This window comes from Horticoccus luteus (assembly GCF_019464535.1).
Classification (GTDB): Bacteria; Verrucomicrobiota; Verrucomicrobiia; order Opitutales; family Opitutaceae; genus Horticoccus; species Horticoccus luteus.
The window spans coordinates 1,788,740-1,815,324 of sequence record NZ_CP080507.1 but is presented as its reverse complement, the minus strand read 5'-3'; the positions used below and the strand labels follow the sequence as shown (position 1 = coordinate 1,815,324).

Here is a 26,585-nt window from a genome sequence, read left to right as displayed (position 1 = left end):
GATCAGTTCTTCACCGTCGGCGGCGGACCCCATTTCTCCAGCGCCGCACGCAGTTCTTCCACCCGCACGGGCTTCGAAATGTAATCATCCATTCCGGCAGCGAGACAACGCTCCCGATCGCCCATCATCGCGTTCCCCGTCATGGCGATCATTCGCGGACGCGGCTCGCTTCGGCCGCTCCACGTCTCGTGAATGCGACGCGCGGCTTCGTATCCGTCCATTTCTGGCATCTGCACATCGAGCAAAACGAGGTCGTAGGTTTTCGCGCTGAGCGCCGACAGAACCTCGACACCGTTGGCCACCGCATCGGCGGTGTAACCCAAACGTTTCAACAGCATCAGTCCCACCTTCTGGTTGACTGCGTTGTCGTCCGCGAGCAACAGCCGCAACGGCAAACGTTCTGCCAGCGAGGACACAAAAACCGACGCCACCGGAGGGCGTTTCTCCTGTTGCGCCGCGCCTGTCATCGTGCGCACCAAGCTCTCCAGCAACGGTTCCGGCCGCACGGGTTTGACCACGATGGCCTCCGCTTGAAACGCCGCCTTCTCCTCGGGCCGCAGTCGCTTCGAGGTGAGCAACATTAACGCCGGTCGCGCGGCGCCCGTCTGCGAGCGCCAGCGGGCCAGAATTTCCGGCGCATTCGCGCCCAGCATATCCAAATCCGTCAACAGCACCTCGAACGTCGCCCCCGGCTGCGCAAGTTTCGCCGTCGCCTCCTCACTACTCGCCGCGCAGGTCAATTCGATCGCCCACAACTGCGCGAACTGCGCCAGCGCCTGACGCTGGGCAGCGTTGTCCTCGACCAACAGCATCCGCCGTCCGCGCAGCGCCGCCGGTGCGCGCCGCCACGCCGGCCCGTCGCTCGTGCCAGCGTGCACCCGGATGTGGAAATGAAACGTCGATCCCTGATCGAGCGTGCTTTCCACGCACATCTCCCCGCCCATCAATTCTGCCAGCCGCTTGCTGATTGCCAGACCCAAGCCCGTGCCGCCGAAATTTCGCGTCGTCGAACTGTCGACTTGGGTGAACGACTTGAACAAGCGATCAAGTTTCTCCGCAGGAATGCCGATCCCGGTGTCCGCCACCGCGAAATGCAAGGTCACTGCTCCTCCTCCTCCGCTCTCGGCGCGCGTCGAGACGACGACTTCACCTGCCCTCGTAAACTTCACCGCGTTGCCGATCAGATTCACGAGGATCTGCCGGAGTCGCGTCACGTCGCCCACCACCACCGGCGGCACCGACGGATCGAGCAGCACGACGAGTTCCAACTGTTTCTCGGCCGCCTTCGGTGCGAGCAATTCCACCGCTTCGTCGATACACTGCCGCAAATCATAGGGATGCGTCTCCAACTCGATGCGCCCGGATTCGATTTTGGAAAAATCGAGGACGTCGTTGATGATCGTCAGCAAGCTCTCGCCCGACACGCGCACGGTCTCGACGAAATCCCGTTGCTCGCTCGTCAGCGCCGTATCCAGCAACAACGTCGTCATGCCGATCACGCCGTTCATCGGAGTGCGGATTTCGTGGCTCATGTGCGCCAGGAATTGCGACTTCGCCTGCGTCGCTTCCTCCAGCTTTTGGTTCAGCGAGATAAGCGCCGTATTGCTGTCGAGGAGCTGCTGCTGACTCTCACGCAACGCCCGATAGGCTTCGTCGCGCTGGAGTTGGTTGAGATAAAATTGCGAATGAAACCGGATGCGGGCCACAAGCTCCACTCGGTCCGGCAGCTTCACCAGATAATCGTTCGCCCCGAACTCGAACGCCTGCGCTTTCACTTTTGGCTCCTCTTTCGTCGAGAGCACAATCACCGGCACTTCGCGCGTTTCGGGCGTTGCTCGGTAAATTTTCAACAGCTCCAACCCATCGACTCCCGGCATGACCAGATCCTGGAGAATCACCGTCGGCTTGAGCTGGCGGGCCAGATCGAGCGCCTGCGTCGCCTGCGGACAGTAATGAAAATCCATGTCCGGCAGATGCGCCAACGCCCGTCGCACGGCCTCGGCGACGATGGCCTGATCGTCCACCAATAAAACCATCATTGAATAACGCGTCGACGGCGTCCGCGGCGGAAGTGAAGCGCTCATGGGAAAATCAATAATCTGTCAGACAAGGAGGTGCCGCAAGGCCGGGCCGATGCGCGCGAGCGGCAGAATTTGCTCCGCCGCGCCCAGCTCCGCCGCGGCCTTCGGCATCCCATAGACCGCGGACGTCGCCCGGTCTTGCGCGATTGTCGGGAAACCTGCGTCACGCATTTTTTTCAACCCTCGCGCTCCATCGCGGCCCATGCCGGTCAACAGCACGCCCGCCGCCGGCCGGCGCCAATGCAACGCCACACTCTCAAACAACGCGTCGACGGAAGGACGATACGCGTAATCCGTCGGCTCCGGAGTGTAGTGCAGCGTGCCGCGCTCCGAGAAAACAAGATGGTCGGCGCGGCTCGGCAGCAACACCGTGCCCGCGACCGGTATGTCGCCATCCACGGCGAGGCGCACCGGCAATGCGATTTGCTGCCCCAGCCATTGGGCGAGGCCGGGCGCGAACTGCTCATCAAGATGCTGCACCACGACGATCGCCGCTGCCGTCGCCTTCCCGAATCCCGACAGCACCTCCGCCAGCGCGGCCGGCCCGCCGGCCGATGCACCGATCGCCAACAACCACTGCCCTCCCCGCCCACTCGACACTCGTCTCTCCTTCGTTGCGGGCACCGCCGATGACTGCAGCGGAATGGCCCCGATCAAGCGGCCGATCATCTCCAATTTAGTCCGCAACGCCTGCGCACCGGCCGCTTCGTTGCCGCCGGCCAACTGCGGCGTATTCACTGCATCCAACGCTCCGGCGCCCAGCGCCGCGAACACACGGCCCGACGTTTCCGCCACGCTCGCCGTCACCACGATGATCGCACACGGCGTTTCCGCCATGATCCGGCGCGTCGCCGCCACGCCGTCCATTTCCGGCATGATGAGATCCATCAAGATCACATCGGGACGGTCGTCCGCGCAACGTTGCACCGCCTCGATCCCGTTGGCCGCCAACCACGCCACTGTATGATCCGTGCTTGCCACGATCACCCGGCGCAACGCCTCGGTCGCCGTCGCGGAATCATTGACGATGCCAATTCTCACGTCGTCGCCTCCGTCGCCGCGCCGATCAGATCGGCCACCGCGTTGAGCATGGTCTCGTCGTGAAAACTTCCTTTCGTCAGGTAATAATCCGCCCCCGCCTCGAGCCCGCGGCGACGATCATCTTCGCGGTCCTTGTAAGAGACGATCATCACCGGCAGCGCGCGCAACCGCTGGTCCTGCTTGATGAGACGCGTCAACTCCACGCCGTCGAGGCGCGGCATGTCCACGTCCGTGATCACCAGATCGAAATTGCCCGTGCGCACCGCATTCCACCCGTCCATGCCATCCACCGCGATTTCGACGGCATAACCGCGCGAATCCAGCAGCTTGCGCTCCAGCTCCCGCACCGTGAGCGAATCATCCACTACGAGCACGCGCTTCCGCGCCACGGCCGCCACGGCGGCCGCCTCGGCTTGCACCGCGTTCAACTGCCCCGCCGCCGCCATCTTCTCGACCGAGCGCACCAAGTCCGCCACGTCCACGATCAGCACCGGCGAACCATCCTCCATCAACGCCCCCGCCGCGATGTCTTTGATTTTCCCCAACCGCGGATCGAGCGGCTGCACGACCAGTTCGCGTTCGCCCATGAACGCATCCACGACGAGTCCGTAGCGATGTTCACCCTCGCCCAGCACCACGACCGCCAAATCTCCCGCCGCCACCGGCGCGCTCCGCCCGAGCATTTGCTGCGCCGAAACCAAACCCACGCGCCGTCCCTCAAAGGCGAAATGCTGCTTTCCTTCCGTGGCCGATATCTCGTCGCGCGCCACGCGCATCGTGCGCACGATGAAGCCAAGCGGCACCGCGTAAGGCTCGTCGGCAATTTGCACCAACAGTGCGCGCACGACCGAAAGCGTGAGCGGCAATTGCAGCTGAAAACGCATTCCTCGCCCCGGCTCCGTTGCCACGCGAATGGAACCCCGCACGCTCTTGACCATGCTCTGCACGGCATCGAGCCCCACGCCGCGGCCGGAAATTTCCGTCACCTGTTCCTTCAGCGAGAACCCCGGCAGAAAGAGAAACTCCAACAGTTCCGCTTCGCTCAAACGCGGCGCCATCTCCTCCGCCACCAGTTTTCGGCGCACCACCGCCTGCCGCAGAATCTCCGGATCGGCTCCCCTCCCGTCGTCGCTGATCGTGATGAGCAACACGCCCGCGCTGTGCCGCGCCTCCAGTTTGATCAATCCCGCCGCAGGTTTGCCCGCCGCGAGCCGCACCTCCGGTCGCTCGATCCCATGATCGAGCGCATTGCGCAACAAATGCCCCAGCGGCGCCTCCAGTTTTTCCAAGACATCGCGATCGACCTGCGTGTCGTCGCCGATGATTTCGAGCCGCGCTTCCTTGCCGAGTTCCCGCGCCAGATCGCGCACCACCCGCGGCAAGGCGGCGACGCCATCCGCGAACGGCCGCATGCGCACCGCCCGCGCCTCGCCATAAAGGCGGTGCGCCAGATTCGTCGAGCGCCGGTCGTAGGCATCGAGCTCCCCCAGCCGGTCCGCGAGAAATTCCCGGCACGCACTCAAACGCGTCCGACTCGCCGCCAGCGTTTCCTGCAACAACTCCGCCGACGCGCCTGCGACCAGCTGATCGCGCAACGTGTCCAACGTCCCGCCTAACTCGCGTTGCAACCGTTTCAGCCGCGCGACCGACTCGCCGAACGGCCGCAGCCGCCGCGACTCCACCAGCGATTCCCCCGCCAGTCCGAGCAACCGGTTCAAATGGTCTGCCGTCACCCGCAATACCCTCGTCTCACCTTTCGATCCGCGCTCCGTCGGTGCGTCGACCTTCCTTGGCGGCACCGGCTCTGCCGTCTCCACGGCTGGCACCGCCATCTTCGGCGCGGCCGGCGGCTCCGCGGACGCGTCCGCCGGCACCGCATCCGCGACGTCGCCGCGGAGCACCGCGTGCAAACCCTCCATCACCTCACTCACTTCCCCCGCTCGCTCCGCGCCCCACACATCCAAATCGGCATCGCTCGTCTGCGAAATCCGCGTCAGCAAATCCACTCCGGCGAGCAGACGATCCACCGCGCCGCGCCCGATGAAAAGCGAACCCGCCTGCGCGGCCACGAAACAATCCTCCATCGCGTGCGCCACGCCCACCGCGGCATCCATGCCGACAATTCGTGCCGCGCCTTTGAGCGAATGAGCCGCCCGCATCAACGCCTCCAGTTGCGCCGCATCGCGTTTTTCTTCCAGCGCCAGCAGACCCTCGGTCAGCACGGCGAGCTGCCCTTCCGCCTCCATGCGGAAGAGCTGCGTGAGCGACAAATCCTTCAGCTCGTCGGATGGATCGTTCATGCGAGACTCCGGTTCAACGTGTAGAATAACAGCTCCGCATCCAGCACGCCGACCGCGCGCTGCTGCCAGGTCAAAATTCCCCGCGTGTAAGCCGCCTGCGCGTGCGCGAGCGTCGCCGGCACCGCGGCCAATTCCGCGTCATCGAAACGCAGCAAACCCGCCACCTCATCCGCGGGAAAGGCGAAGAGTTCGCCGCCGCGGTTCAGGACCGCCAGCCGCGCACTGCCGCTCGTGCCGGTGCTGTTGATGCCCAGCGCCGCCGCCAGCGAAAGACACACGATCAACTCGCCCCGCACATTCGTCACGCCGCTCACGATCCGATCGCGGCGATGCGGCAGTGAATGCACAGGCAGCAGCGGCGAGATTTCGCTGAAAAGCGTCGTGGGCAACGCCAGCCATTCCGCGCCGAGGCGAAAAATCACCACTGACCGATTCCCCGCCGCAGCCACGTTCTTCCGCTGCGCGAAACGTCGCGTCTGCTCCGCGAGGTAGGCGGGAGACACCTCAACGTCCAGCAGACGCACCGCCCCCGCAGCATAGGTCGGGCAGTTCCGGCAATGGATCTGCTGCTTCAATTCGCCGCACGTGCGGTCGCCCCAAATGCCGATGCGCTTCCAGCAGTCTTGACTCTCATTCGTGCTCATACCGCCTCCCTGGTTCTCGCTCGTTGCGCGCGCTCACGAAACTGCCGCGCCGTCCGCACGTCGCCGCGCTTTTCCGCCAGCAAAGCCAGATGCACCAACGCATCCTCGTGCTGCGGCTCCAAGTAAACGGCCTTGCGATAAAACGCCTCCGCTCCGGTTCCTTCGCCCGCCGCGTCGGCGACAATGCCGAGCAGATAGAAAAGCTCCCCCGAGCTTTCGCCGCGCGCCACCAACGCCTCGCCGCATTGGCGCGCCTCTCGCAAACGCCCTTCGTCCGCGAGGCGCCGCAACTCGCCCAGCGGATTTTCCGTTTTCGCCGGTGCCGCCGGCGCTTTCGGCGGCGGAGCCGGATGCGCCGCCTTCAACGGCACAATCCTCGTCACAGGCAAACGTGCGGGCACCAGACGCGGCATCGGCCCCCGGGCCGCTCGCTGCGGCGCCGCGGCGGGCGGTGTCCGGTGCAAAAGAAATCCGCCCGGCACGCGCAGCGCGCTGAACCCGTGTTCAAACAGCAGGACGGGCTCCGCCGGTCCCACCGCGATCCATCCGCCTGGCGCAAGCATCTTCTCCAAGGTCCGGATCGCCCGGGCCTGCGTTGGCCGGTCGAAGTAGATCAGCAGATTGCGACAGAAAATTGCATCGTAGAGTCCCCGGCCGACTCCGAAGTCATCCGCCAGCAGGTTGCCTTGCGCGAATTCCACCGGCGCGCGCGCGCGTTCATTCACCCGCCAACTTTCACGACCTGCCGGCGAAAAAAAATCGTCGCGAAAAGAAACGTCGTCGCCCCGAAAAGAATTCCGTCCGTAAACGCCCGCTTCTGCGCGCCGCAGATTCTCGCGGCTGATATCCACCGCCTCGATGCGCGTGCGCGCGACCGGCCAGCCCGCGCCGGCGAGCACCATCGCCAGCGAATACGGTTCTTCCCCCGTCGAGCACGGCACACTCAGCACGCGGAAAACGCCTTCGCTGCGCGCGGCGCCCCAATCTGTCGCCACATACCGCGCGACCGCTTCGAGCGCCGGGCGATCGCGAAAGAACCACGTCTCTGGCACGACCACCTTTTCGATCAACGCATGCCGTTCATCGGGCGACCGTTCGAGCAACGTCACGTAATCCTCCGCCGTGCGGCAGTGCAGCGCTTCGATCCGATCGCGGGCGGCGCGGGCCACTACGCCCGCGCCCAAAGTCGACGCCTCCAGGCCCGCGTGCGCATGCAACCAAGTTTCCACCGCGGCCACGTTCATCGGCTGGTGACCTCTCCCTCGGCCGGGTAAAGCGCCGTCTGCACCTCGTCGCTCAACAGCGCATTCACGTCCACGCGTTGAATCAATCCATTCGAGTCCGAGAGCACGGGCCCGAGATAGCGGGCATCTTCGCCCTGCACGCCGGCGGGCTGAAAATCAGCGGGGTCGCGCCGCAACATTTCCGTCGCCCGTTCCGCCATCAACGCCAGCAAACGTTCTTCACCGCTTCGCGGCGTATAGCGCGCGAGCAACAAACGCGTGCTGATGCGCTGCGCCGCCGGCCGGCCGATCACCAACGCGCTCAGATCAATCACCGGCACCGCCGTGCCGCGGTAGTCCATCAAACCGGCCACTCCGCGGGGCGCGCCGGGCACCGCTTTCAACGTAAGCAAAGGCAGCACTTCCACCACATCGCGCGCCGCCAGCGCGTAACGATCATTGCCCAGTTGAAACAGCAAAAAGAGCATGGGCCCGCCTGCGGCTCAATTCTCCACCTTGAAGCGTTCGATGCCCGAGCGCAGCCCGCGGGCCGCTTCGTCGAGACTGCGCACCGTTTCATTGCTCTGGCGCAACGACTCGGCGGTCTGCCGGGCCGCCTCCCCGAGCTGCGTGAGCGCCTGGCTGATTTGCTCGGCGCCCGTCGATTGCGCCTGCATGCCCTCGCTCACCGACTGGATGCGGGGATTGATCGCCTGCACGTGCTGGATAATTTGGGCGAGCTGACTCGCCACCTTTTCCACGTCGGTCACCCCGCGGCGCACTTCCTCGGAAAATTTGTCCATGCCCATCACGCCGGCCGTCACCGCAGACTGAATTTCCTTCACCAGTTGCTCGATGTCGACGGTCGCCGCCGCGGTCTGATCCGCGAGCCGGCGGATTTCCGTCGCCACCACCGCGAAACCGCGGCCGTATTCGCCGGCCTTCTCCGCTTCGATCGCTGCGTTGAGCGACAACAGATTCGTCTGGTCCGCCACTTTCGCGATCGTTGTCACCACCGAGCCGATGTTCGCCGCCTTGTCATTCAGCACGGTCAATCGCGAGTTGATCCCGCCCGCTGCCTCGCTCACGCGGCGCATCGTGTCGTCCATGCGCCCGAGCGCCTCGCGTCCATTGTCGGCGAGCACCGACGTTTGCTGCGCGCTCTCGTTCACATGCGTGACAGTCTGCGCGAGATCGCGGCCCGTGGCGGAGATTTCTTTCGCGGTCGCACCGATTTCGGTCGTCGTTGCCGCGACTTCGTTCGCCGTCGCCTGCTGCTGTTTGGCGGTCGCCGCGATCTCCGTGATGGAGGTCGAGACGAGCACGCCCGAATGCTGCACGTCGGTGACAAACGCCCGCAACGCATTCACCAGTTGCTCGAACGACGCCGTCAGCTGAGCGATCTCATCGCTGCCTTCGTGCGTCGGCAATGCCACCGTCAGGTCGCCCTTCGCCATGAGCACGGTCGACTGCGTGAGCGCGATCAGCGGCTTCGCCAAAGCCCGCGCAAAAATGATCCCGCCCACCAGCGCCAGCAGGCACAAGGCCGCCAGCACGCCCACCGCGATCCTCCGTTCCGCAATCGCGCGGTCGACCATCGCCGCCGTGGTCGCATCAACTTTCTCCAGAAAATTTGCGATGAGGCTGTCTTGGATTTTTCGATCAGGCAGGTAGGTGCTGTTGAAGAACGCCAACGCCGCCGCTTGATCCTTTCCCGCCAGCTCAAGAATGCGATCCTCGTCCACGTTCAGCTTCTTCTGATCGGAGTCCACAATGGTCGCGAAGATGGACTGCAGCTCCGGCAGATCCGCCAGCATCGTGCGCATGGCGGCGGCAAGCCGGTCGAAATCCTCGTCCGATGACACCTTGCGTTGCCGTTCGATCTGATTGCCCGGCTCGAGCAACACACCGCGCATCGCATCGCTCGCCGTCAGCATCGTGTAGTGAAGTGCCGCCGCCGTGCTCCGCACCGCATCGCGCTGGTCACCTGCCGTCACCCCGTGACGATCGGCGCGCAATAAGACCAGCACGCCAGCGATGACGAGCAGCAGCACAAAACCCACGAGAGCGAAGAGACGTTGGGCAATGGACCAGGATTTCATAGGGAAGCGGGGAGTAAGGATCGGAAATACAATCGCGGCCCGCAGCTTCACCGCCACGCCCGCAGCTCCATCGGTGCCATTCGGTCTTTCCTGTGACGAGCAGAAACGCTGCCCGCAATGAGCGAAGGAGGGTCCTCGAATCGCCGCCGTATCGCGTCGCGAAATACCCACCGCAGGCCGTCTCGGTCTTTCGCTTCGGCGCCTCCCTTCCACGGCCTGCCCGCGAGTGCGCGTTCGCCTCATTGGCGCCTGTCGCGCAGCTCTCGTCGCCGCTGCTCATGCTGTTTGCGCGCAGAGCGTGCGACGGCCGAAGCGTTGCAGATTTACCAACTTTTCATGAACGGCGCCGCGGGTAGGCACCGCCTGTGAAGCGGACTCGTGTCCTTCGGGTGAGCCGCGCCGGCGTCCACGCTTAGAATTCGCGACAGTCGGCTGGAAACGCCGCTTCGTGCCGCTGCCACCGCACGGCACACAAGCTGTTGGTCAATGCCTCGTGCAACGCCGAGCCGAGGTCATACGCCTGATCGTCGAAACCTTCGTCTTCCGCCGCTTGGTCGATCGCGAGCATCACCGCAAACATCCGGCCGCGCACTCCCGCCACCGCCACGTCGATCACTGGCGCGCCCGCCGCGAGATTGGTTTTGCACGCCGCCACGCTGTGACTGTGGTGCGCCCGACACGCCTCGGGGCGCGCGGGATACACGGAGCAATTACCCTCGTGCAACAGGGGACAGGGTGTGCGCGGCAACGGTCCGCCTTCTCTGCGCGCAGCGTGTGCGGCGCGATGGGTCGCTGCCCGAGCGATCACCGCCTCCAGCGCTGCGGCTGTGAAATTCCGCTGCGCGTATTCCGCTGCGATCAGCACCTCGTGGGCCTGCACCGCCACATCTTCATGGCAGCACGTGTCGCACCCGGCGTGGCAGGCGATGCGCGCCCTGGCCTTCGCCGGTGCCTGATCGAATGCCCGCGCAAACCGGTCCTGCGCCACCGCGAGGATCGCGAGCGCGCGTTCAGGCTCCGGCGTCGCCTGCAAACGCTTCCGCACCGCCTCTCCCGTTTTGAAATAGAGCGCCTCTTCGTCCGGCGAAAATCCCTTGCCCATCGTGCGACCCAATACCTTCTCCTGCGGGCGTCACGCCTTTCCGCGCTCCGCCCTCTTCTCGTCCGACCGCCCGCTCACCTCTGCTGTCCGACGTAGGCGATGCGCCAGATCGTGCCCGCCGCATCGTCGGTCACGAGCAGCGCGCCGTCGTGCGCCACCGTTACGCCCACCGGCCGGCCCCACACATGTTGGTCGTCGATCACGAAGCCCGTGAGAAAATCCTCATAGTCGCCCGGCGTCGTGCCCGCGCCGAGGCGCACCCGAATCACTTTGCTGCCCGTCCGCCCATGGCGATTCCACGAGCCGTGCAACGCCGCGAAAATATTGCCGCGATACTCCGCAGGAAATGCCGCCGGACCCGTCGCCTCGAGAGGATAGAACGTCATCTGCAGCGTCGCCGAATGCGCCTGCACCAGCACATCCGGGATGATGGCCGCACCCGCGAGGTCCGGGCGTTCACCCGCGTGGCGCGGATCCTCGTGGTTGCCCAGATAGAACCACGGCCAACCATAATAACCACCCTCCTGCACGTGCGTCAGATAGTCCGGCACCAGATCGTCGCCGAGTCCGTCGCGTTCGTTCGTCGACGCCCATAAAAGTCCCGTGCGCGGCTGCACCGCGAGGCCGACCGCATTGCGAATACCCGTCGCGAAAACCGTCACATTGCGTCCGTCCGGATCCGCCGCGAGCACCAAGGCGCGATTCGCTTCGCTGCCCCACGCCGACCCATGCGCGTGCCCCTTTTCCCACGCCCGCACTTCTTCCGCCGTCTTCACGGGCATGCGCTCGGCGACATTTGAACCCGAACCCACCGAGACGAACATCCGCCGATCATCCATCGAAAACGCCACATCGCGTGTCGTATGGCCGCCCGTGGAGTCAGCGAGTTTCTCGATGATCGTTTCCGCCGGACCGGCCGCCACCTGATCCCCGGCGTGATAAGGGAACCGCACCACGGAGTTGAGCAGGCCAACGTAAACCCATCGCGGTTCCTTCGTCGGATAGAACGCGATGCCAAACGGCCCGTGCAACCCGCTCGCGAAAATCGTATTCTCTGCCGGTGACTCCTTTCCATCACCTGCTCGCAAAACCCGGATCCGGCCCTGTCGCGTTTCGGCGATGAACACATCGCCATTCGGGGCGGTGCGCAGCAGACGCGGCCCCGACAAACCCGAGGCGAACAGCGACACTTTGAATCCCGCCGGCACCGCCAGCTGCGCACCCGCGGGTCGTGGCAACAGCTTCGGTCCATTGCCTGCCGACTCTGTCATGTAAGGCTTCGGCAACTGCGCGATCTCGATGCGGTGTTTCACGCCCGGCGCATCATTTTCCCAATCGCCTGGCGTGCGAACTTTCTTCTGCGTCGCCGCTTCGTCGGTTGCGTTGCGCGGCGTCGCCGGCTGCAGCGTCGCGAGAAACGCGATCAAGTCGCGCCGGTCCGCCGCGCTCGTGGTCGCCACCGCCATCGCCGTCCCCGGCACTCGCTCACCCGGGTTCGCGAGAAATTGATCGAGCGTCGCGGGGGTCCACACCAGGCCCGAATGCACCAACGCCGGAGTGAACGTAAAATCCGCTCCCGCCGCCGCCCGCCGACCCATCACACCGGCCAGCGATGGCCCTTGCCCGCCGCCGCTCGCCTCGCGGCCCGTGGCGTGACACAGCGCGCAATTTTGCTGAAAAAGAATGCGGCCGCGCGCCGCGTCTCCGGCAACTCCCCCGCCGGGTGCTTCAGCACCGTTTAAGGTGAACGTGGCAACAGTCGTGGCGATTGGGAGCAGCAGGCAGTATGAGAAACGCATAAATAAAAACGCGGGCAGCGGGGATGACGCAGGCGAAGAGAACTCTCCGCGAATGAGCGCTGTTCTCCCCCTGTCGCAAGTCCGCACTGCATCCTTCGTCGCTCCTCCGCCACTCCTCTTTAGCTCGGGCGCTGCGCTCGGGACGCCGCGGCGCGCACCTTCTGCCGTTCACCACACATGCTCCGGCCGAATGCCGAGGCCGATCACGCGCGCCGGCCCCCGCCGCAACCACGGATGCCGCTGAAACTGGCGCAACACCCACGGCATCTTCATCGCCCCACTGTCGCGCAACGTCTGCGCGATGACGCGGTTTTGGATGCGCACTTGCAGCCATTGGGTCGCGCGCGTCGGCCAACTCCGTCGCCGTTGCACCGCAGCGAGGTCCCTTTCGGTCGGCATGCCGCGCCGAAAAGCCGGCGCCAGCACGTTCGCCGCCGCCACTGCATCTTGAATCGCGAGGTTGATGCCCACGCCGCCCACCGGCGACATCGCATGCGCCGCATCGCCGATGCATAGCAGACCGGGCACATGCCAGCGTCGCAGCCGGTCCACCTTCACGGTGAGCAGCTTCACCTGGTCCCAATCCTGCAACGTCCCTGTGCGATCCGCGATCCACGGCACCAGAACGTCGAGGTCGCGGCGAAACGCGTCCAACCCGCGCGCTCGCACCCGTTCGTTGCCGTCCTTGCTGATGACGAAGCCGCATTGCCAATACGCGCCGCGATCGAGCATCACCATGATGCGCCCGCGGCTGAATCGACCCAGCACCTGCGCCGGATCGCCCTCGCGCCGCGGCAGCCGAAACCACAGCACATCCATCGGCGCGCCGAGATCATCGCTCGTCAATCCGGCGCGCGCGCGCGCGGTCGAACCGCGGCCATCCGCACCAATCGTCAATTGCGAACGCACCTCCAGGCGCCCCTGCGGCGTCTTCGCCGTCACGCCTGCAATCCGACCGCCTTCACGAATCACGTCGTCCACTTCGGCTTCCATCCGCACCTGAAAGCCCGGGAAACGCTTCCCTTGCTCCATGACGAAATTCAGGAAATCCCATTGCGGCATCAACGCGATGTAAGGCGCCTGCACCGGCAGATGCGTGAAGTCCGCTATTGGCACCGCCTCGCCTTCGATAAATCCCGTCAGTTGCTCGACCCGTTCGTGCGGCCGCTGAAGAAACGCCTCCAGCCACCCGAGTTCGTGCATCACCTCCATCGTCGAGGGATGAATCGTGTCACCACGAAAATCGCGGAGAAAGTCCGCATGCTTTTCCAGCACGACCACCTCGACGCCGCTCCGCGCGAGCAACATCCCCGTCATCATCCCCGCCGGTCCTCCACCTACGATGCAGCAACGCGTCGCGATTTGGCCGGTCGCCGATTCAGCGGATGGTTTCATCGCAGGCTGGCGCAGGACCGCGCCGCACATCCGCCGCGACCCGCTCCCATCTTCGACATCTTGCACGCGCCCATTCGCACCGCGGTCGGCACGGGACCGTCGGGCGAAAGACAGGGAGCACGCGTTGCCATGGCACAATGAGACGTTGAGAGATTGATCGCCGCGATGGCTGCTCACGGACCGTTCGCCGATGAGCCATCCACGGCGACGATCAAACAAACCGCGATGATGAGCGCGAGGACAATGAACATGGTGCTCCTGTCCAACGAACGGCGAACCGTGGTGCGGACACGTGAACGAATCCCATTTCCGCGCACCGCGTTGCCACTGCGGAAAATCCTGCTATCCGTCGCCCATGGACTCCGCCGCCTCTGATCGCACCGCGCTCGCCGCGGGCGATCTCGCGCGCATTCGACGCTTTTTGCCGTGGCTCGTGGCGATGGCGTTGTTCATGGAAAATCTCGATGCCACGATCGTGAACACGGCTGTGCCGACGATGGCCGAAAGCCTGCGCGTCGAACCGCTCAGTCTCAAGGCGGTGCTCACGAGTTATACGTTGAGTCTCGCCGTTTTCATCCCCGTGAGCGGCTGGTTCGCGGACCGCTTCGGCACTTGCCGTGTCTTTCGCGTCGCCATCTGGCTTTTTCTGCTCGGCTCCCTCGGCTGCGGACTCGCCCCCAGCGTCCCGCTCCTCGTCGCCGCGCGTGTCCTGCAAGGCATCGGCGGCGCCATGATGACGCCCGTCGCACGTGTCGCTTTGGTGCGCACGTTTCCTCGTTCGGAGATGCTGCGGACGATGAACTACGTCATCATCCCCGCCCTGCTTGGCCCGCTCCTCGGCCCTTTTACAGGTGGCCTGATCGTGCACATCACCTCCTGGCGCGTGATTTTTTTCGTTAATATTCCGCTCGCGCTCTTTGGCCTCTGGATGACGCGGCGCTTCATGCCTGACTACCGCGATCCGGAGTCACCACCTCTCGACCGCGCGGGTTTTTTCTTATTCTGCAGCGGCATCGCGCTCGTGTCCTATGTGCTCGAAGTCTTCGGCGAGCATAGCCACCCGGCGAGCCAGCTCACTGCCATTAGCGTCGTCGCGGTCGCACTTCTCGCCGGTTACGGCTGGCACGCGCGCCGCGTGGTCAAACCGCTGCTTGAACTGGCGCTGTTCAAGGTCCGCACCTTTCGCGTTTCCGTGCTCGGCGGGTTTGTCACCCGTCTCGGCTTCGGCGGCATGCCGTTCCTCCTTCCCTTGCTCTACCAACTCGGCCTCGGCTACGCGCCGTGGCAGGCGGGATTGCTCACCGTGCCGCAAGCACTCGCCGCGATGGCGATGAAGATCATCAGTCGTCCCGTCCTCCGGCGCTTCGGGCATCGCACCGTCCTGCTCGCCAACACGCTTGTTCTCGGCCTTACGATGATGCTCTTCACCCAGATCGATCGCGGGGCGCCGCTCCTCGCCATTCTTGCGTTGAGCTTCACCCAAGGCTTCGTCGCCTCGCTCCAGTTCACGGCCATGAATTCCCTCGTCTATGCCGACATCGACGACGTCGACGCGAGCAAGGCCGGCAGTCTCTCCAGCACTGCGCAACAACTCTCTCTGAGCTTTGGCGTCGCCCTCGGCTCCCTCATTGCCGGCTATTTCCTCGGCCACGTCGACCAGACCAACGCCGCCCAGACGATTCCTGCCTTGCACAAAGCATTCTTCGCGCTCGGTGCCGTCACGATCGTCTCCTCGCTGACGTTCCTCGGCCTGCACGCTCACGACGGCAATAACATCAGCAACCGCACGCCGCTCCCGCCACCGCGCGGCCAGATGCGCGCGGAAAGTCGCGCCGCCATCGGCACCGAAGGCCGGCCCGCACCGGGAACGGCCTGAGGAGCCGCGTAGTGCGGGGCCGCACCGCACGATCAGGGCCGGCCGCGTAGGCGCGCGGGAGCCTTTCGGTCATGCAGCGTGACCATACGCGAACCCGCGTCCATGTCCGTTGCGCCCGCTGAAATCTCGATCGCCCTCACCATGTTTCGCCGGCTCGATTTCATGGCGGCGGCGTTGGATTCTGCCGTCCGGCAGACGCTACCCGTCAACGTCTGGGTGCAGGACGATGGCTGCGACCGACCCGCCGAAGTGCAGCGCCTTCTCACCGCCGCGCCCCGCCCGGTCGGATATCGACGCAATCCCCAGCCGCGGGGAATCTTTGGCAATATGAACGCCGCTCTCGCGGCGTGCCCGACGCCGTGGCTTTCGATTCTTCACGACGACGATCTCCTCGCGTCCGATTTTGTCGCTCGCCTCGTGAATGTCGCCGCAGCGGCCCCGGGCGCTGCCTTGTATTTTGGCGGCACGATTTTCATCGATGCGCAAGGCCGGCGGTTGCGCGAACGCGGACTGCCACGCGGTGAAGCGTGGCGCCGCGTTTCGCCGGAAACCTTTGCCCACGGCAACCAGTTTCCCTTTCCCGGCCAATTGATCCATGTGCCCACAGCACGGGCCCTCGGCGGATTTCCCACGCATGCCCCCTTCACCGGCGATTGGGATCTCTGGTTCCGCCTCGCCCTCGCGGGCGGCGCAGTGCAGGTCGGCGCGCCGCTCGCCCGTTACCGGTGCCACACCTGCGACCGCGTGACCACGGAAATGCAGCGCGCCGGGCGCACCGTTCCCGCTTGCATCGTGCAGACGCGCGTCAACCTCGCCCGTCTGCGCGCCACCGGCCGCCCTGCGTGCTTCGATCGGCAACGCTTCCTGCAAGAGCATCCCCTGCGCGCCCGTGATATACTGCTCGTCGCCGGCAGCTGGTCACGTCGCGCGTTGCGCTACCACCGGCAGATGCTCTTGCGCTCCCGCTTCACCTCCCGCAACGAACGCTGGCTGCGACTCTGGAGTCGCGTAACTGGTGATCGCGGCCTGCGCCTGCTCTCCCGCATCTGGCTCTTCACACGTTCGCCCGGCATGCGCCTGCCCGCGGGATCTCGACGCGCAGTCTCGCTTTGACGGGTTTCTCTGCGCGCGCCATTCTTTCCCGCGTCGCGTCCGCGCCGGGCGCGTCTGCCCTTACCCCATGCGTTTCCCTGCCCGTCCGCGCCCGACCGCACTCCTCGCTCTGGCCGTCTCCACGACCTTCCTCGCGTCCCCGCTCTCCGCGCAGCGCACCAACAAACCGCTTCTCCACGGCAAGCACTGGGTCGCCGTCACGGGCAAACCCCTCGCCGCCACCGCCGGCGCCCTCACTTTCGCGAAAGGTGGCAACGCCATCGATGCCGCCTGCGCCATGCTCGCCGCCACCTGCACCATGTGGGACACCCTCTCGTGGGGTGGCGAGACGCAGGCTCTCCTCTACAACCCGCGCACACAACAGGTCATCGCCCTCAACGCTCTCGGTGTCGCGCCCACGGGTGCGACCGTGGACTTCTTTCGCGCCCGTGGCCTGGCCTACCCGCCTGAATACGGACCGCTCGCGGCCGTCACACCCGGCACACCCGGCGGCCTGCTCACCCTGCTCGCGGAGTATGGCACGCTGTCTCTCGCCGACGTGCTCGCGCCCGCGATTCAAATGGCGGACGGCTATCCGATGGAAGCGCAAGCCGCCGACACCATTGAGCGTTTCCGCAGCCGCATCGCCGCGTGGCCGTATTCCAAACGCGTTTTCCTCCCGCACTTGGACGAAAGAAACCCTGCCCAGCGCGCCGCGCCGCAGCCCGGCGAAATTTTCCGTCAACCCGAACTCGCCGCGATGCTGCGTTCCCTCGTCGACGCCGAACACGCCGCCCTCGCCGCCGGCAGCGATCGCACGACCGCCATCATGGCTGCCTATGATCGCTTCTACCGCGGCGACATCGCCCGCGAACTCGTCCGCGCCACCCAGGAGCAGGGCGGCCTCATCACTCTCGAAGATCTCGACCGCTGGCGCGTGAAAATCGAGAAACCCGTCTCCACCACCTACCGCGGCGTCGACGTGTATAAGCTCACGACGTGGACGCAAGGCCCCGCCCTTCTCGAAACGCTGAATCTCCTCGAACACGCCGACCTCCGCGCGATGGGCTACAACAGCGCCCGCTACATCCACACCGTTTATCAAGCCATGAACCTCGCGTTCGCCGACCGCGATTTCTACTACGGCGACCCCGCCTTCCCACCCGCCGAACCCATCCGCGGCTTGCTTTCAAAAGACTACGCAGCCGCCCGCTTCGCCACGATCAACCCGCACCACAACGACACGAGTGCCCGCCCCGGCGATCCCTACCCTTACCAAGGAGAACAAAATCCGTTTCGCGATCTCCTCGAGAAGTGGACGCCCACGCCAGCGACCTCCGCCGGAAAACCCGCCGGCTTCCAAGTCTCCGCGACTTTCACGCCCGACGAAAATTTCCGCGCCGGCACTACCTCCATTCAAGCGGCCGACGCCAGCGGTTGGGTGATCTCCGTCACTCCGAGCGGCGGTTGGATTCCCGCGGTGATCGCCGGCCATACGGGTGTGGGCCTCTCGCAACGCATGCAGAGCTTCGTCCTCGATCGTGCGATGAATCCCTTCAACGTCCTCGAACCCGGCAAACGCCCCCGCGTGACACTCTCGCCCTCTCTCGCGTTGAAAAATGGCCGCCCTTTTCTCGCGTTCTCCGTGCAAGGCGGCGATTCGCAGGACCAGAATCTGCTCCAGTTTTTCCTCAACGTCGTTGAGTTCGGCATGAATGTGCAGCAATCCGCCGAAGCCGCCAACTTCGCCAGCTACCAAATGCAGTCCTCCTTCGGCGACCATCGCTCCGAACCCGGCCGCCTCGAAGTTCGCGACGACGTGCCGCCGTGGGTCCGCGAGCAACTCACGCAGATGGGCTATCACGTCGAACCTCTTCCGCGCGTCTACTCACCCGTGACCGCAATCTACATCGATGCCGAACACGGTGCCTTCGAAGGTGCCGCGTCCGACACCGGTGAAGACTACGGCATCGCGTGGTGAAACCCGCCGTCTTGCTCCGCCCCCAGACGTGCGCGCCACACCTCTCCGCGCGACGACGCGTGCCGCGTCAGTTCGCCAAGCCCCAAGTCTCCGGTGGCTCGAACGCGCGCCGTCCGAGCCCGGGATCGTCCGTCGACAATCGCCGGGCGAGCTGCGCCACCTGCAATTCAAATTCCGCCTCGCTCAGCAGCTCATCCCATACTTCGAGATCGTGCAGCAACTGGCTGTCCAACGCCGCACGCATTCCCGCGCCGCGCCGTCCACCGATCGCGTCCGCGACTGCCAGCAACAATTGCCGCCTCGTCTTTGACATGCCTGCTCCTCGCGCCGGCCGGCGCACCTCACACCAGCTTCGCGTCGAGCGTGATTTCCGCCGCTTTCAACAGCCGCGAAATCGGGCAGCCCTCCTTCGCCCCCTTGGCGATTTCCGCAAACTTCTCCGCGGTGATCCGCGGCACCTTCGCCTCCGTCGTCAAATGGATGCGCGTCACCGTCCAGCTCGTTTGCGGATGGTTTTCGAGCGTCACTTCCGCCGTCGTCGCAACGGAGTCCGCGGTGAACCCCGCCTTGTCCAATTCCATCGACAGCGCCATGGAGAAACATCCCGCGTGCGCTGCGCCGATCAGCTCTTCCGGATTGGTGCCCGGGCTGCTTTCAAAACGCGTCGCGAATGAATACGGCGTGTCCTTGAGGACAGCGCTGGCGGTGGAAATTGTGCCGCGACCTGACTTCAGATCGCCGCGCCAGAGAGCGGAGGCTTTTCTTTTCATGGTATGAATTGCCGCCGGGCCCTTTGCCCGGCGATCGCGGATCCTAAAACAACTTCCACCGCCTAGCCAGCGCCGCGGACACATTGCTGGGCTCGCCAATGGCTCGGCGTCTCGCTTCGCTGATCTTCGTGGCCGTTCCCTTCATGTTTCTCGCTGCCGCCATCGTCTCGCTTTGGGCGGGCGGCGAAACGTCGTTCCTGCGGCGCCGCGGGTGGTTCTGGTTCTGGGCGCTGGCGCTTTTGACGGGCTTGCAAACGCGTGTGCTCGATCCCCTCGCATTCCTCTGGATCGCCGGATTCGCCGCGGCGGCCTGCGGTTTCGCCTCCGCCTCTGCGCATCGTGGCGCACGCCTGGCCGCCGCTGCCGCCGTCCTGTTGCTCGCCGCCGCGCTTATGCTGCATCGGCTGCCCGGCTTTCACAACCCGCGTGTCCTCGATGCGGTCCGCTTCACGCCCGACGCCGTGCCGTTTACCCTTTATCTCAACTTCGACAAAGTGGTCGTGGGTTTGCTTCTGCTGCGCTGGTGCCACCCGCGCATCGGTTCCTTCGCCGAATGGCGGACCATGCTCGCCGCCACCGCGCCACGCGCGCTCGGGGTGATGGCAGTCGTCCTCGGCGTGTCACTCGTCACCGGCTACGTTCGCTGGGCCCCGAAGGTCCCTGCCGCCACCGCTCTCTGGCTCGGCGTGAACCTCCTCTTTACGTGCATGGCCGAGGAGGCGGTTTTCCGCGGTTTTGTGCAGGCGCAATTGCAGCGGCTGTGGGGACCCTCGGTCGCCGGGCGCTGGTTCGCCTTGGTCGTTGCGGCGGCGCTTTTCGGCCTCGCGCACGCGGCGGGCGGTGCGGTCTACGTGTTTCTCGCCACGATCGCCGGCCTCGGCTACGGGTGGATTTACCTGCGCACGGGTCGCATTGAAGCAAGCATCCTCGCTCACTTCGCGCTCAACACCGTGCACTTCTTTGCGTTCACGTATCCGGCGCTTCAACATCCCTGACGCAGCGCGCTCCGTGCACGTTAGCCACCGCCGAGCGATTCACGCAACTGCGCCAATTCGTGCTTCAACGCCGCAATTTCCGCTTCCAGCGCCGCCAGCCGCCGCTCCGCCTCTGCCGGCAGGGCGATTCCGACGACCAGCGGCTCCGCCGGCCCGCTCAACTCCGCCGCTGCGATTGTCGGCGGTTCGCCGGTGAAAAGTTGCACCCAGCGCGCCTCCTTCTGTCCGGGCTGCCGGGGTAACTTGCGCACCAACGGTCCCGCCGGACGCGCCGCCAGTTCGCCCAACATCGTGTCGATCTCCCCCAGATCCGGCATCGCGCACATCCGCTCCGCATTGCCGCGCAAACCTGCGCTCGTTTGCGGACCCCGCAAAAGCAGCTCGGCGATCATCGCGCGCGCCGGCGTTTCCATCGGAAATTCCGCGTCGAGCCGTTGCTTGAACTTCTTCACGCGCGCCTCCGCGCCCGCAAAAAACGTCACGAGTTGCTTGTGCCGCAAGTGCTCCAGCGCCACTTCCACTTCGCTCGCGCCGGCACTCAGCAGCGGCGCACGATTATTGCGCTGGTTGCACGCGTTCACCAACGCGTTCAGCGTCAGCGGATACACGTCGGGCGTCGCCAGCTCCTTTTCGATCAAGCAACCCAGCACCCGTGCTTCGAGCACTGACAACGGGGGCTCGATCGGCAGTGGTGCCGCCGCTTCCGCAGGCGTAGGCGCAGGTGACGGCAACGCACTCTCGGTGGACGCAGGAAATTCAGCACTCATCCCGCCAATCTCGCGTGTTCGCTCGCTGTCGCAAGCCCTCCGTCCGGTCGTATCGTTTCGGCGGTCGCACAGGACGGGCCCCGACTCCGCCGACCGTTCATCGTCGGCTCGGCAACGCCAATGCGCGATAGCTGACGACCGAAACCACCACCGGCATCGCGGCGACCAGCGCGAAAAAGACGAGCTCAAGGCGCGGCGCGTTAAAGAGAAATCCCGTCGCCACCACGGCCGCAGCGCCGGCAAGAAATGCGGGCGTGAGACTTCGAAACGCCGCCGCGCTGCACACCAGAAAAACGGTGCTCACCAGCGCCACGATGGGCGGCACCACCGCCCACATCACGCCCAACACAAAACCCACCGGCGCCACGCACACGTATTTCCGTCCCCGCACCGGCATGCGATAAAAGACCGCCGCGAGCAGGAGCCCATACGTCACCAACGCCGGCGCCAGAGCATCCGCTCCGACCGCCCGAGGCGCCGCCCTGAACCCATGCTCCCGCAGTAAATACGCCGCGACCCAACCGCTCAGGAAATCCAATCCTTGCGCCCATGTGAGCCACCAGAGCGGCGTCGGCTTGTGCTCCATGCTGTCCGGCGGATGTGAAAGCGTCCGCAAAAGCCCGTTCGCCGGAAAGAAAAACCTCACCGGGAAAAACAGCAGCAACCCCGCGACGATCACGATAGGCCAGGCAACGTTCACCTCTTCCACGTCTCGACGCCCCGCTCTGCTCGTCAACGGCGATTGCGTCTAATGCACTCACCTTGCGCATTTTTTGGTAAAAAATAGGGCATCCACCTTACCTCTCCGGCGCCTCTATTCGACTCCGCGTCGATTTCTGTAAGTCCCAATCGAAAGAACTTCCGCTCTCCTAAAACCTAAACGCGCGGCCCCATCCTGGGGCGCTCACTGCGCCTAGGTCCGCTGCAATCGGAAATCGTTGGCCGAACAGTCGCGCGGCGCGCGGCAAAAAATGGTGCACCCGTAGGGAGTCGAACCCCAAACCTTCTGATCCGTAGTCAGACGCTCTATCCAATTGAGCTACGGGTGCGTGAGAAGGTGGAAAAAAGGTGGGATTGCGCCGGGAGTGCAAGCGCGAATTGCAGCGAAAAAACCGTCGCGCCTCAGCCCTGCGTCGGGCGCCAGTCGATCAACTCCATCTGCAGGAGTCGCCGATGGTTGAAGTGATTCCACGCCAACTCCACTGCGAGGTCGATCGGCTGATTCAGCGGCGGCAAACGATGCGCCTGCTTCCACGCCACGCCATGCACACGTCGCACGCCGTTATCCACCAAGAACCGGAAATGCAGTTCCTTGAACACTTCCGGGCGATGCCGCAGCACGATTCCGCGCAATCCGAACACCGGCTCGGGATTGCCCTGCCCAAACGGATGCAGGCCCGCCAACTCGTCCATCAGCGCCTCGCGGATGTGCTCCAGTTCCAGCCAGCACGCGATCTGGAGCTGGCGCTCCGCAATGTCGCCACCCGCGTGCGCCGTCACCGCCGCGGCAAAACGCGCGCGAAACTCCGGCAGATTCTCTTTCTTCAATGCGATGCCCACGGCCATCGGGTGCCCACCCCAGCTCGAAAGCTGCTCGCTGCACTGGCCGAGCACCTCCACCAAGTTGATGCCGTCCACGCTCCGCCCGGACCCCTTCGCGAGCTCGCCATCGTTGCCCAGCACCACGCACGGGCGGTTGTATTTGCGCGAGATCCGGCCGGCAACGATTCCCACCACGCCCGGGTGCCAGGTCTCGCCGAAGAGCACAACACCCTGCGACGACAGAAACTGCTCCTCCACGAGGCGCTCCGCTTCCTCCGTGATCTTGCGCTCGATGTCCTGTCGCTCGCGGTTGAACTGATCGAGCTGCTGCGCCGTCTCCCGGCAGAACGTCTCATCGTCGTTCAACAGCAACTCCACCGACAACGCCGCGTCGGCGAGCCGCCCGCTCGCGTTGATCCGCGGGCCGAGGCGGAACGAAATATCCACGGGCAGCACGCCCTGCGCAGGGCGCATGCCCGCCACATCCATCAACGCCCTCAAACCCGGCCGCTGCGTCTCCTGCAAAATGCGCAACCCATGACGCGCCAGAATGCGGTTCTCCCCGCGCAGCGGCACCAGATCCGCGACGGTCCCCAGCGCCACGAGATCGAGCTGCTCGCGCAACTTCAGCTCAAAGGCCACCGGGTGGTTTTCGCTGCGCAGTTGCTTGAGCAATCCATGCGCCAGCTTGAACACCAGGCCGACCGTGCAGAGGTTGCGCCAAGCCACATCGTCCACGCTGCCTTCCGCGTCGATATGCGGGTTCACCAAAATCCCTTGCGTCAGCGGGCGCTCCTTCGAGCGATGGTGGTCGATTACGATGACATCGATCCCCTGCGCACACAGGTAGGCCACTTCTGCATGTGAATTCGTGCCGCAATCCAGCGCCACGAACACCTGCGGCCTCCCCTGCTCCAGCGCGCGATCGATCGCGCTCCGCGACAACCCGTAACCATCGTCGGCACGCCGCGGCACGATGAACCGCGGACTCAAGCCAAAGCGCCGCAACACGCCCACGAGCAACGCCGTGCTGCTCACGCCATCCACATCGTAATCGCCGAGGACCACCACGTCCTCGCGCTGCGCGATCGCCAGCCGCAGACGCGTCGCCGCTGCTTCGAGATTGCGCAGGAGAAACGGATCCGTGAGCCCGGCGAGCGCTGGCTGCAGGAACTGCGCCGCCAGCTCGCTCCGGGCCACGCCCGCGCGCAGCAAGAGCTCCGCCAGGACGGGGCTCACGCCCGCATCCCGGCTGAGCGCTCCGACCTCCTCAGCGGGCAGCGCTGTGTGGGTCCAGCGCATCGGCGCAATCATCAACCCGCGGGCCTCAGTCAGAGGCCCGGCTCGAACCGGCCCATTCGTATTTCGGCGCGATATCGTGATGCGCTTCCACGTGCTTCCGGTCGCCTTTGTGCCACCAGTAGAAGAGCGGGCTCGCGATGAAGATTGACGAGAACGTGCCGGTCACGATGCCCACCAGGAAGGTGAACGCCAGATCGTTGATCACGCCGCCGCCGAAAATGAACAGCGCCAATGCCGCGAGAAATGTCGTCAAACTCGTCAGAATCGAGCGCGTGAAAACCCGGTTCGTGGCGAGATTGATGACATCACGCAGATTCAAATTCGGGTTCTGCTTCAACTCTTCTCGGATTCGGTCGAAGACGACGATCGTATCATTGATCGAGTAACCGACGATCAGCAGGATCGCGCCCACCATCGGAGCCGTGAACTGCCGGCCCACGAGCACGAAGATACCCACGGTCATCAACACGTCGTGGACCGTCGAGACGACCGCGCCGAAGCCGTAGCCGATTTCAAAGCGAAACGCGACATACACCATGATGCCGATGATCGAGAGACCGATCGCCATGAGCGCATTCCATTGGATTTCTTTGCCGATCGAGGGCCCGATAGCCGTCTGACCGACGAGATCATAGCCCGCGTTCGGGAACGCGGCTTGGAACGCCTTGACCGCTGCCTCGCCCTTGCCGGATTCGGTCTGCACGTTGAGCGTTTCCAGCCCGCCGCCGATCTCGCTGTGATAGACCGGCATCACTTCGCCGATCTTCGCGCTGTCCGCGGCTGCTTGCAGCTTGGCGATATCGACATGCTGCTTGAACGAAAGCGTCATCACATCGCCGCCAGCGAAGTCGATGCCGTAAACCTTGTGGCCTTGATAAAACAACGCCGCCACGCCGACCAGCACGAGCACCCACGACGCGGTGAACGCGCGCCGGCCGTATTTCACGAAATTGATCTTCGGCGCCGGCAGGTTCAGCGTGATCATCCGCTTCATCAGTTGGGAGCCGATCGAGAAATCCAGCAGCATTTCGCTAACGATCAGCGCGGTGAACATGGTCGAGAAAATACCGATCGTGATCGTGATGCCGAAGCCCTTCACCGGACCGTTGCCAAACGCCACCATCAGCAACGACGTGATGAGGGTCGTCAAATTCGCATCGATGATGGTCGTGAACGCCTTGTCGTGACCGGCGTGAAAAGCCGCCGGGAGCGATTTGCCCGCCCGCAGTTCTTCGCGCATGCGTTCGAAAATCAGAATGTGCGCGTCAACGGCCATACCGACGGTCAACACGATACCGGCGATGCCTGGCATCGTCAGCGTGGCGCCGAAACTCGCCAGCACGCCGAGCACGATCAGGATGTTCAACGTCACGCTCAACACCGCGATCAGGCCCGACAGCGTGTAGTAGCTGATCATGAACGCCGCGACCAGGGCCACGCCGATGACCGTGGCGCGTTTGCCGCTCGAGATGGCGCCCGCTGCGAGCGACGGTCCAACTTCATATTGCTCCTTCACGACCAACGGCAGGTCGAGCGGGTTGTTCAATACGTTGGCCAGATTGAGCGCTTCGCGATCGCTGAAGGTGCCGGTGATTTCCGCGGAATCGCTGTCGATTTCCTCGCGCACGGTCGGTGCCGAATAGAGCTGGCCATCGAGTACGATCGCCAGGCGCCCCAGACGGCCGGCCTTCTGACCGGACTCCGCGATGGTGCGCGTGATGTCGGCAAACTGCTTTTTGCCCTCCTTGGTGAACTGGAGAATGACCTCCGGTTTCCCATACATGTCCGCCCGAACAAAAGAATTGGCGATCGCCTTGCCGGTCATCTCCGGGATGCGTTTCACGAAAAGTTGCTCCGACGAGGTTTCGCCGCGGCGATCCTCGTTATCGAGCGTCATCTCCTGATAGCCGGGCGGAGCATCGACGCCGGGACCGGGCGTGACGTTCGGATTCACCACGCGAAAATCGAGCAGCGCGGGCTTCTTGATCAGATCGACGATCTCCGGATTGTCCTTCGTATTGATGCCGGGCAATTGGATCTCGATGCGGTTATCGCCGACGGCACGGATCAAGGGCTCCGAGACGCCAAATTCGTTGATGCGCTTGTCGATGATGTCGATTGCCTTGCTGATCTTCTCCTTGCGCACGTCCGGATTGTCGGCCGTCGCGGCGCGCTCATCGATTTCGAGCGTCACGGCCACGCCGCCCGCCAGATCGAGGCCCTTGTGCAGCTTGCTCTTCCGCATGCGGTCCAGCTCGTGCAGCACGAGGTCGTCGCGCTTTTCGACGTTCTTCAACGTCTCTTCCAATTTGAACTGCGGAAAATACACCGACAAATCAATGCGCCGCGCCCGGGCGATCTGCCGCAACGCCACGTAGTCGCTGGGCGCCTGCCCCGACTCGCGGAGCGCGACCGCCTCATCGACGAGCTTGGCGAATTCCGCCGGTTTGGCGCCGGCCTGCGCCTTCGCGTATTTCGCGAAGTCCTGGTCTTTCATCGGAAGAAGCGTGGTCAGCGCCCAGGCCGTGATGACGACACTGAGCACGATCTTCCAGAGGTTGCGTTTGAGCATG

At 64.5% G+C, this 26,585-nt stretch carries 20 protein-coding genes and 1 tRNA gene; 4 read left to right on the top strand and 17 right to left on the bottom strand.

Annotation, left to right across the window (positions count from 1 at the left end; all coding sequences use genetic code 11):
• Positions 1 to 2: 2 nt before the first annotated feature.
• The 10 genes from K0B96_RS07515 to K0B96_RS07470 form a co-directional block, all read right to left on the bottom strand.
• Positions 3 to 2,084 carry a response regulator gene (locus K0B96_RS07515; protein WP_220165645.1) on the bottom strand — a complete coding sequence of 694 codons (2,082 nt, stop codon included), beginning with the start codon at positions 2,082 to 2,084 and terminating at the stop codon, positions 3 to 5.
• Positions 2,085 to 2,102: 18 nt separating this feature from the next.
• Positions 2,103 to 3,122 (bottom strand): chemotaxis-specific protein-glutamate methyltransferase CheB, encoded by a 1,020-nt coding sequence (cheB, locus tag K0B96_RS07510; protein ID WP_220165644.1) that lies wholly within the window; start codon positions 3,120 to 3,122, stop codon positions 2,103 to 2,105.
• Complete coding sequence (locus tag K0B96_RS07505) at positions 3,119 to 5,422, bottom strand: hybrid sensor histidine kinase/response regulator (protein ID WP_220165643.1); 2,304 nt, start codon at positions 5,420 to 5,422, stop codon at positions 3,119 to 3,121. Before K0B96_RS07505 ends, cheB begins: the two co-directional genes overlap by 4 nt.
• The gene (locus tag K0B96_RS07500) at positions 5,419 to 6,066 is read right to left on the bottom strand and encodes a chemotaxis protein CheW (RefSeq protein WP_220165642.1); all 648 of its coding nucleotides are present in this window, start codon (positions 6,064 to 6,066) and stop codon (positions 5,419 to 5,421) included. The genes K0B96_RS07505 and K0B96_RS07500 overlap by 4 nt, the downstream gene beginning before the upstream one ends.
• Positions 6,063 to 7,310, bottom strand: a complete 1,248-nt coding sequence (locus tag K0B96_RS07495) for a CheR family methyltransferase (RefSeq protein WP_220165641.1) — start codon at positions 7,308 to 7,310, stop codon at positions 6,063 to 6,065. Before K0B96_RS07495 ends, K0B96_RS07500 begins: the two co-directional genes overlap by 4 nt.
• A complete protein-coding gene (locus K0B96_RS07490) occupies positions 7,307 to 7,777 on the bottom strand; it encodes a chemotaxis protein CheW (protein WP_220165640.1) in 471 nt (156 codons plus the stop codon). The genes K0B96_RS07495 and K0B96_RS07490 overlap by 4 nt, the downstream gene beginning before the upstream one ends.
• A 15-nt stretch (positions 7,778 to 7,792) precedes the next feature.
• Positions 7,793 to 9,391 carry a methyl-accepting chemotaxis protein gene (locus K0B96_RS07485; protein ID WP_220165639.1) on the bottom strand — a complete coding sequence of 533 codons (1,599 nt, stop codon included), beginning with the start codon at positions 9,389 to 9,391 and terminating at the stop codon, positions 7,793 to 7,795.
• A 412-nt stretch (positions 9,392 to 9,803) separates the two neighbouring features.
• On the bottom strand, positions 9,804 to 10,493 hold the full coding sequence (locus K0B96_RS07480) for a YkgJ family cysteine cluster protein (RefSeq protein WP_220165638.1): 690 nt from the start codon (positions 10,491 to 10,493) through the stop codon (positions 9,804 to 9,806).
• Positions 10,494 to 10,567: 74 nt separating this feature from the next.
• Positions 10,568 to 12,292 carry a PQQ-dependent sugar dehydrogenase gene (locus K0B96_RS07475; RefSeq protein WP_220165637.1) on the bottom strand — a complete coding sequence of 575 codons (1,725 nt, stop codon included), beginning with the start codon at positions 12,290 to 12,292 and terminating at the stop codon, positions 10,568 to 10,570.
• A gap of 168 nt (positions 12,293 to 12,460) precedes the next feature.
• Positions 12,461 to 13,687, bottom strand: coding sequence for an FAD-dependent oxidoreductase (locus tag K0B96_RS07470; RefSeq protein WP_220165636.1), 1,227 nt, complete (start codon positions 13,685 to 13,687; stop codon positions 12,461 to 12,463).
• Between the two features lie 355 nt (positions 13,688 to 14,042).
• Between K0B96_RS07470 and K0B96_RS07465 the strand changes: the two genes are divergently transcribed.
• The 3 genes from K0B96_RS07465 (at position 14,043) to K0B96_RS07455 (ending at position 18,636) form a co-directional block, all read left to right on the top strand.
• Entirely contained in the window at positions 14,043 to 15,563 is a 1,521-nt protein-coding gene (locus K0B96_RS07465; protein WP_220165634.1) for a DHA2 family efflux MFS transporter permease subunit, read from the top strand.
• 102 nt (positions 15,564 to 15,665) lie between these two features.
• Positions 15,666 to 16,676 carry a glycosyltransferase gene (locus K0B96_RS07460; RefSeq protein ID WP_220165632.1) on the top strand — a complete coding sequence of 337 codons (1,011 nt, stop codon included), beginning with the start codon at positions 15,666 to 15,668 and terminating at the stop codon, positions 16,674 to 16,676.
• A gap of 67 nt (positions 16,677 to 16,743) precedes the next feature.
• A complete protein-coding gene (locus K0B96_RS07455) occupies positions 16,744 to 18,636 on the top strand; it encodes a gamma-glutamyltransferase family protein (protein ID WP_220165629.1) in 1,893 nt (630 codons plus the stop codon).
• 67 nt (positions 18,637 to 18,703) lie between these two features.
• On the opposite strand, the gene K0B96_RS07450 is transcribed toward K0B96_RS07455, so the two are convergent.
• Both K0B96_RS07450 and K0B96_RS07445 read right to left on the bottom strand, forming a co-directional pair.
• Positions 18,704 to 18,949, bottom strand: coding sequence for a hypothetical protein (locus K0B96_RS07450; protein WP_220165627.1), 246 nt, complete (start codon positions 18,947 to 18,949; stop codon positions 18,704 to 18,706).
• A 28-nt stretch (positions 18,950 to 18,977) separates the two neighbouring features.
• Positions 18,978 to 19,406 (bottom strand): OsmC family protein, encoded by a 429-nt coding sequence (locus tag K0B96_RS07445; RefSeq protein WP_220165625.1) that lies wholly within the window; start codon positions 19,404 to 19,406, stop codon positions 18,978 to 18,980.
• 128 nt (positions 19,407 to 19,534) lie between these two features.
• Between K0B96_RS07445 and K0B96_RS07440 the strand changes: the two genes are divergently transcribed.
• Positions 19,535 to 20,401, top strand: a complete 867-nt coding sequence (locus tag K0B96_RS07440) for a CPBP family intramembrane glutamic endopeptidase (protein WP_220165623.1) — start codon at positions 19,535 to 19,537, stop codon at positions 20,399 to 20,401.
• A gap of 20 nt (positions 20,402 to 20,421) precedes the next feature.
• On the opposite strand, the gene K0B96_RS07435 is transcribed toward K0B96_RS07440, so the two are convergent.
• The 5 genes from K0B96_RS07435 to secD form a co-directional block, all read right to left on the bottom strand.
• Positions 20,422 to 21,168: a YceH family protein gene (locus K0B96_RS07435; RefSeq protein WP_220165621.1), complete on the bottom strand. Its 747-nt coding sequence runs from the start codon at positions 21,166 to 21,168 to the stop codon at positions 20,422 to 20,424.
• 97 nt (positions 21,169 to 21,265) lie between these two features.
• Positions 21,266 to 21,868: a hypothetical protein gene (locus K0B96_RS07430; protein WP_220165619.1), complete on the bottom strand. Its 603-nt coding sequence runs from the start codon at positions 21,866 to 21,868 to the stop codon at positions 21,266 to 21,268.
• Between the two features lie 272 nt (positions 21,869 to 22,140).
• A tRNA-Arg gene (locus K0B96_RS07425) sits at positions 22,141 to 22,217 on the bottom strand.
• Positions 22,218 to 22,290: 73 nt separating this feature from the next.
• Positions 22,291 to 24,012 (bottom strand): single-stranded-DNA-specific exonuclease RecJ, encoded by a 1,722-nt coding sequence (recJ, locus tag K0B96_RS07420; RefSeq protein ID WP_220165617.1) that lies wholly within the window; start codon positions 24,010 to 24,012, stop codon positions 22,291 to 22,293.
• 25 nt (positions 24,013 to 24,037) lie between these two features.
• The gene (gene secD, locus K0B96_RS07415) at positions 24,038 to 26,584 is read right to left on the bottom strand and encodes a protein translocase subunit SecD (RefSeq protein ID WP_220165615.1); all 2,547 of its coding nucleotides are present in this window, start codon (positions 26,582 to 26,584) and stop codon (positions 24,038 to 24,040) included.
• Between the last annotated feature and the right edge of the window lies 1 nt (position 26,585).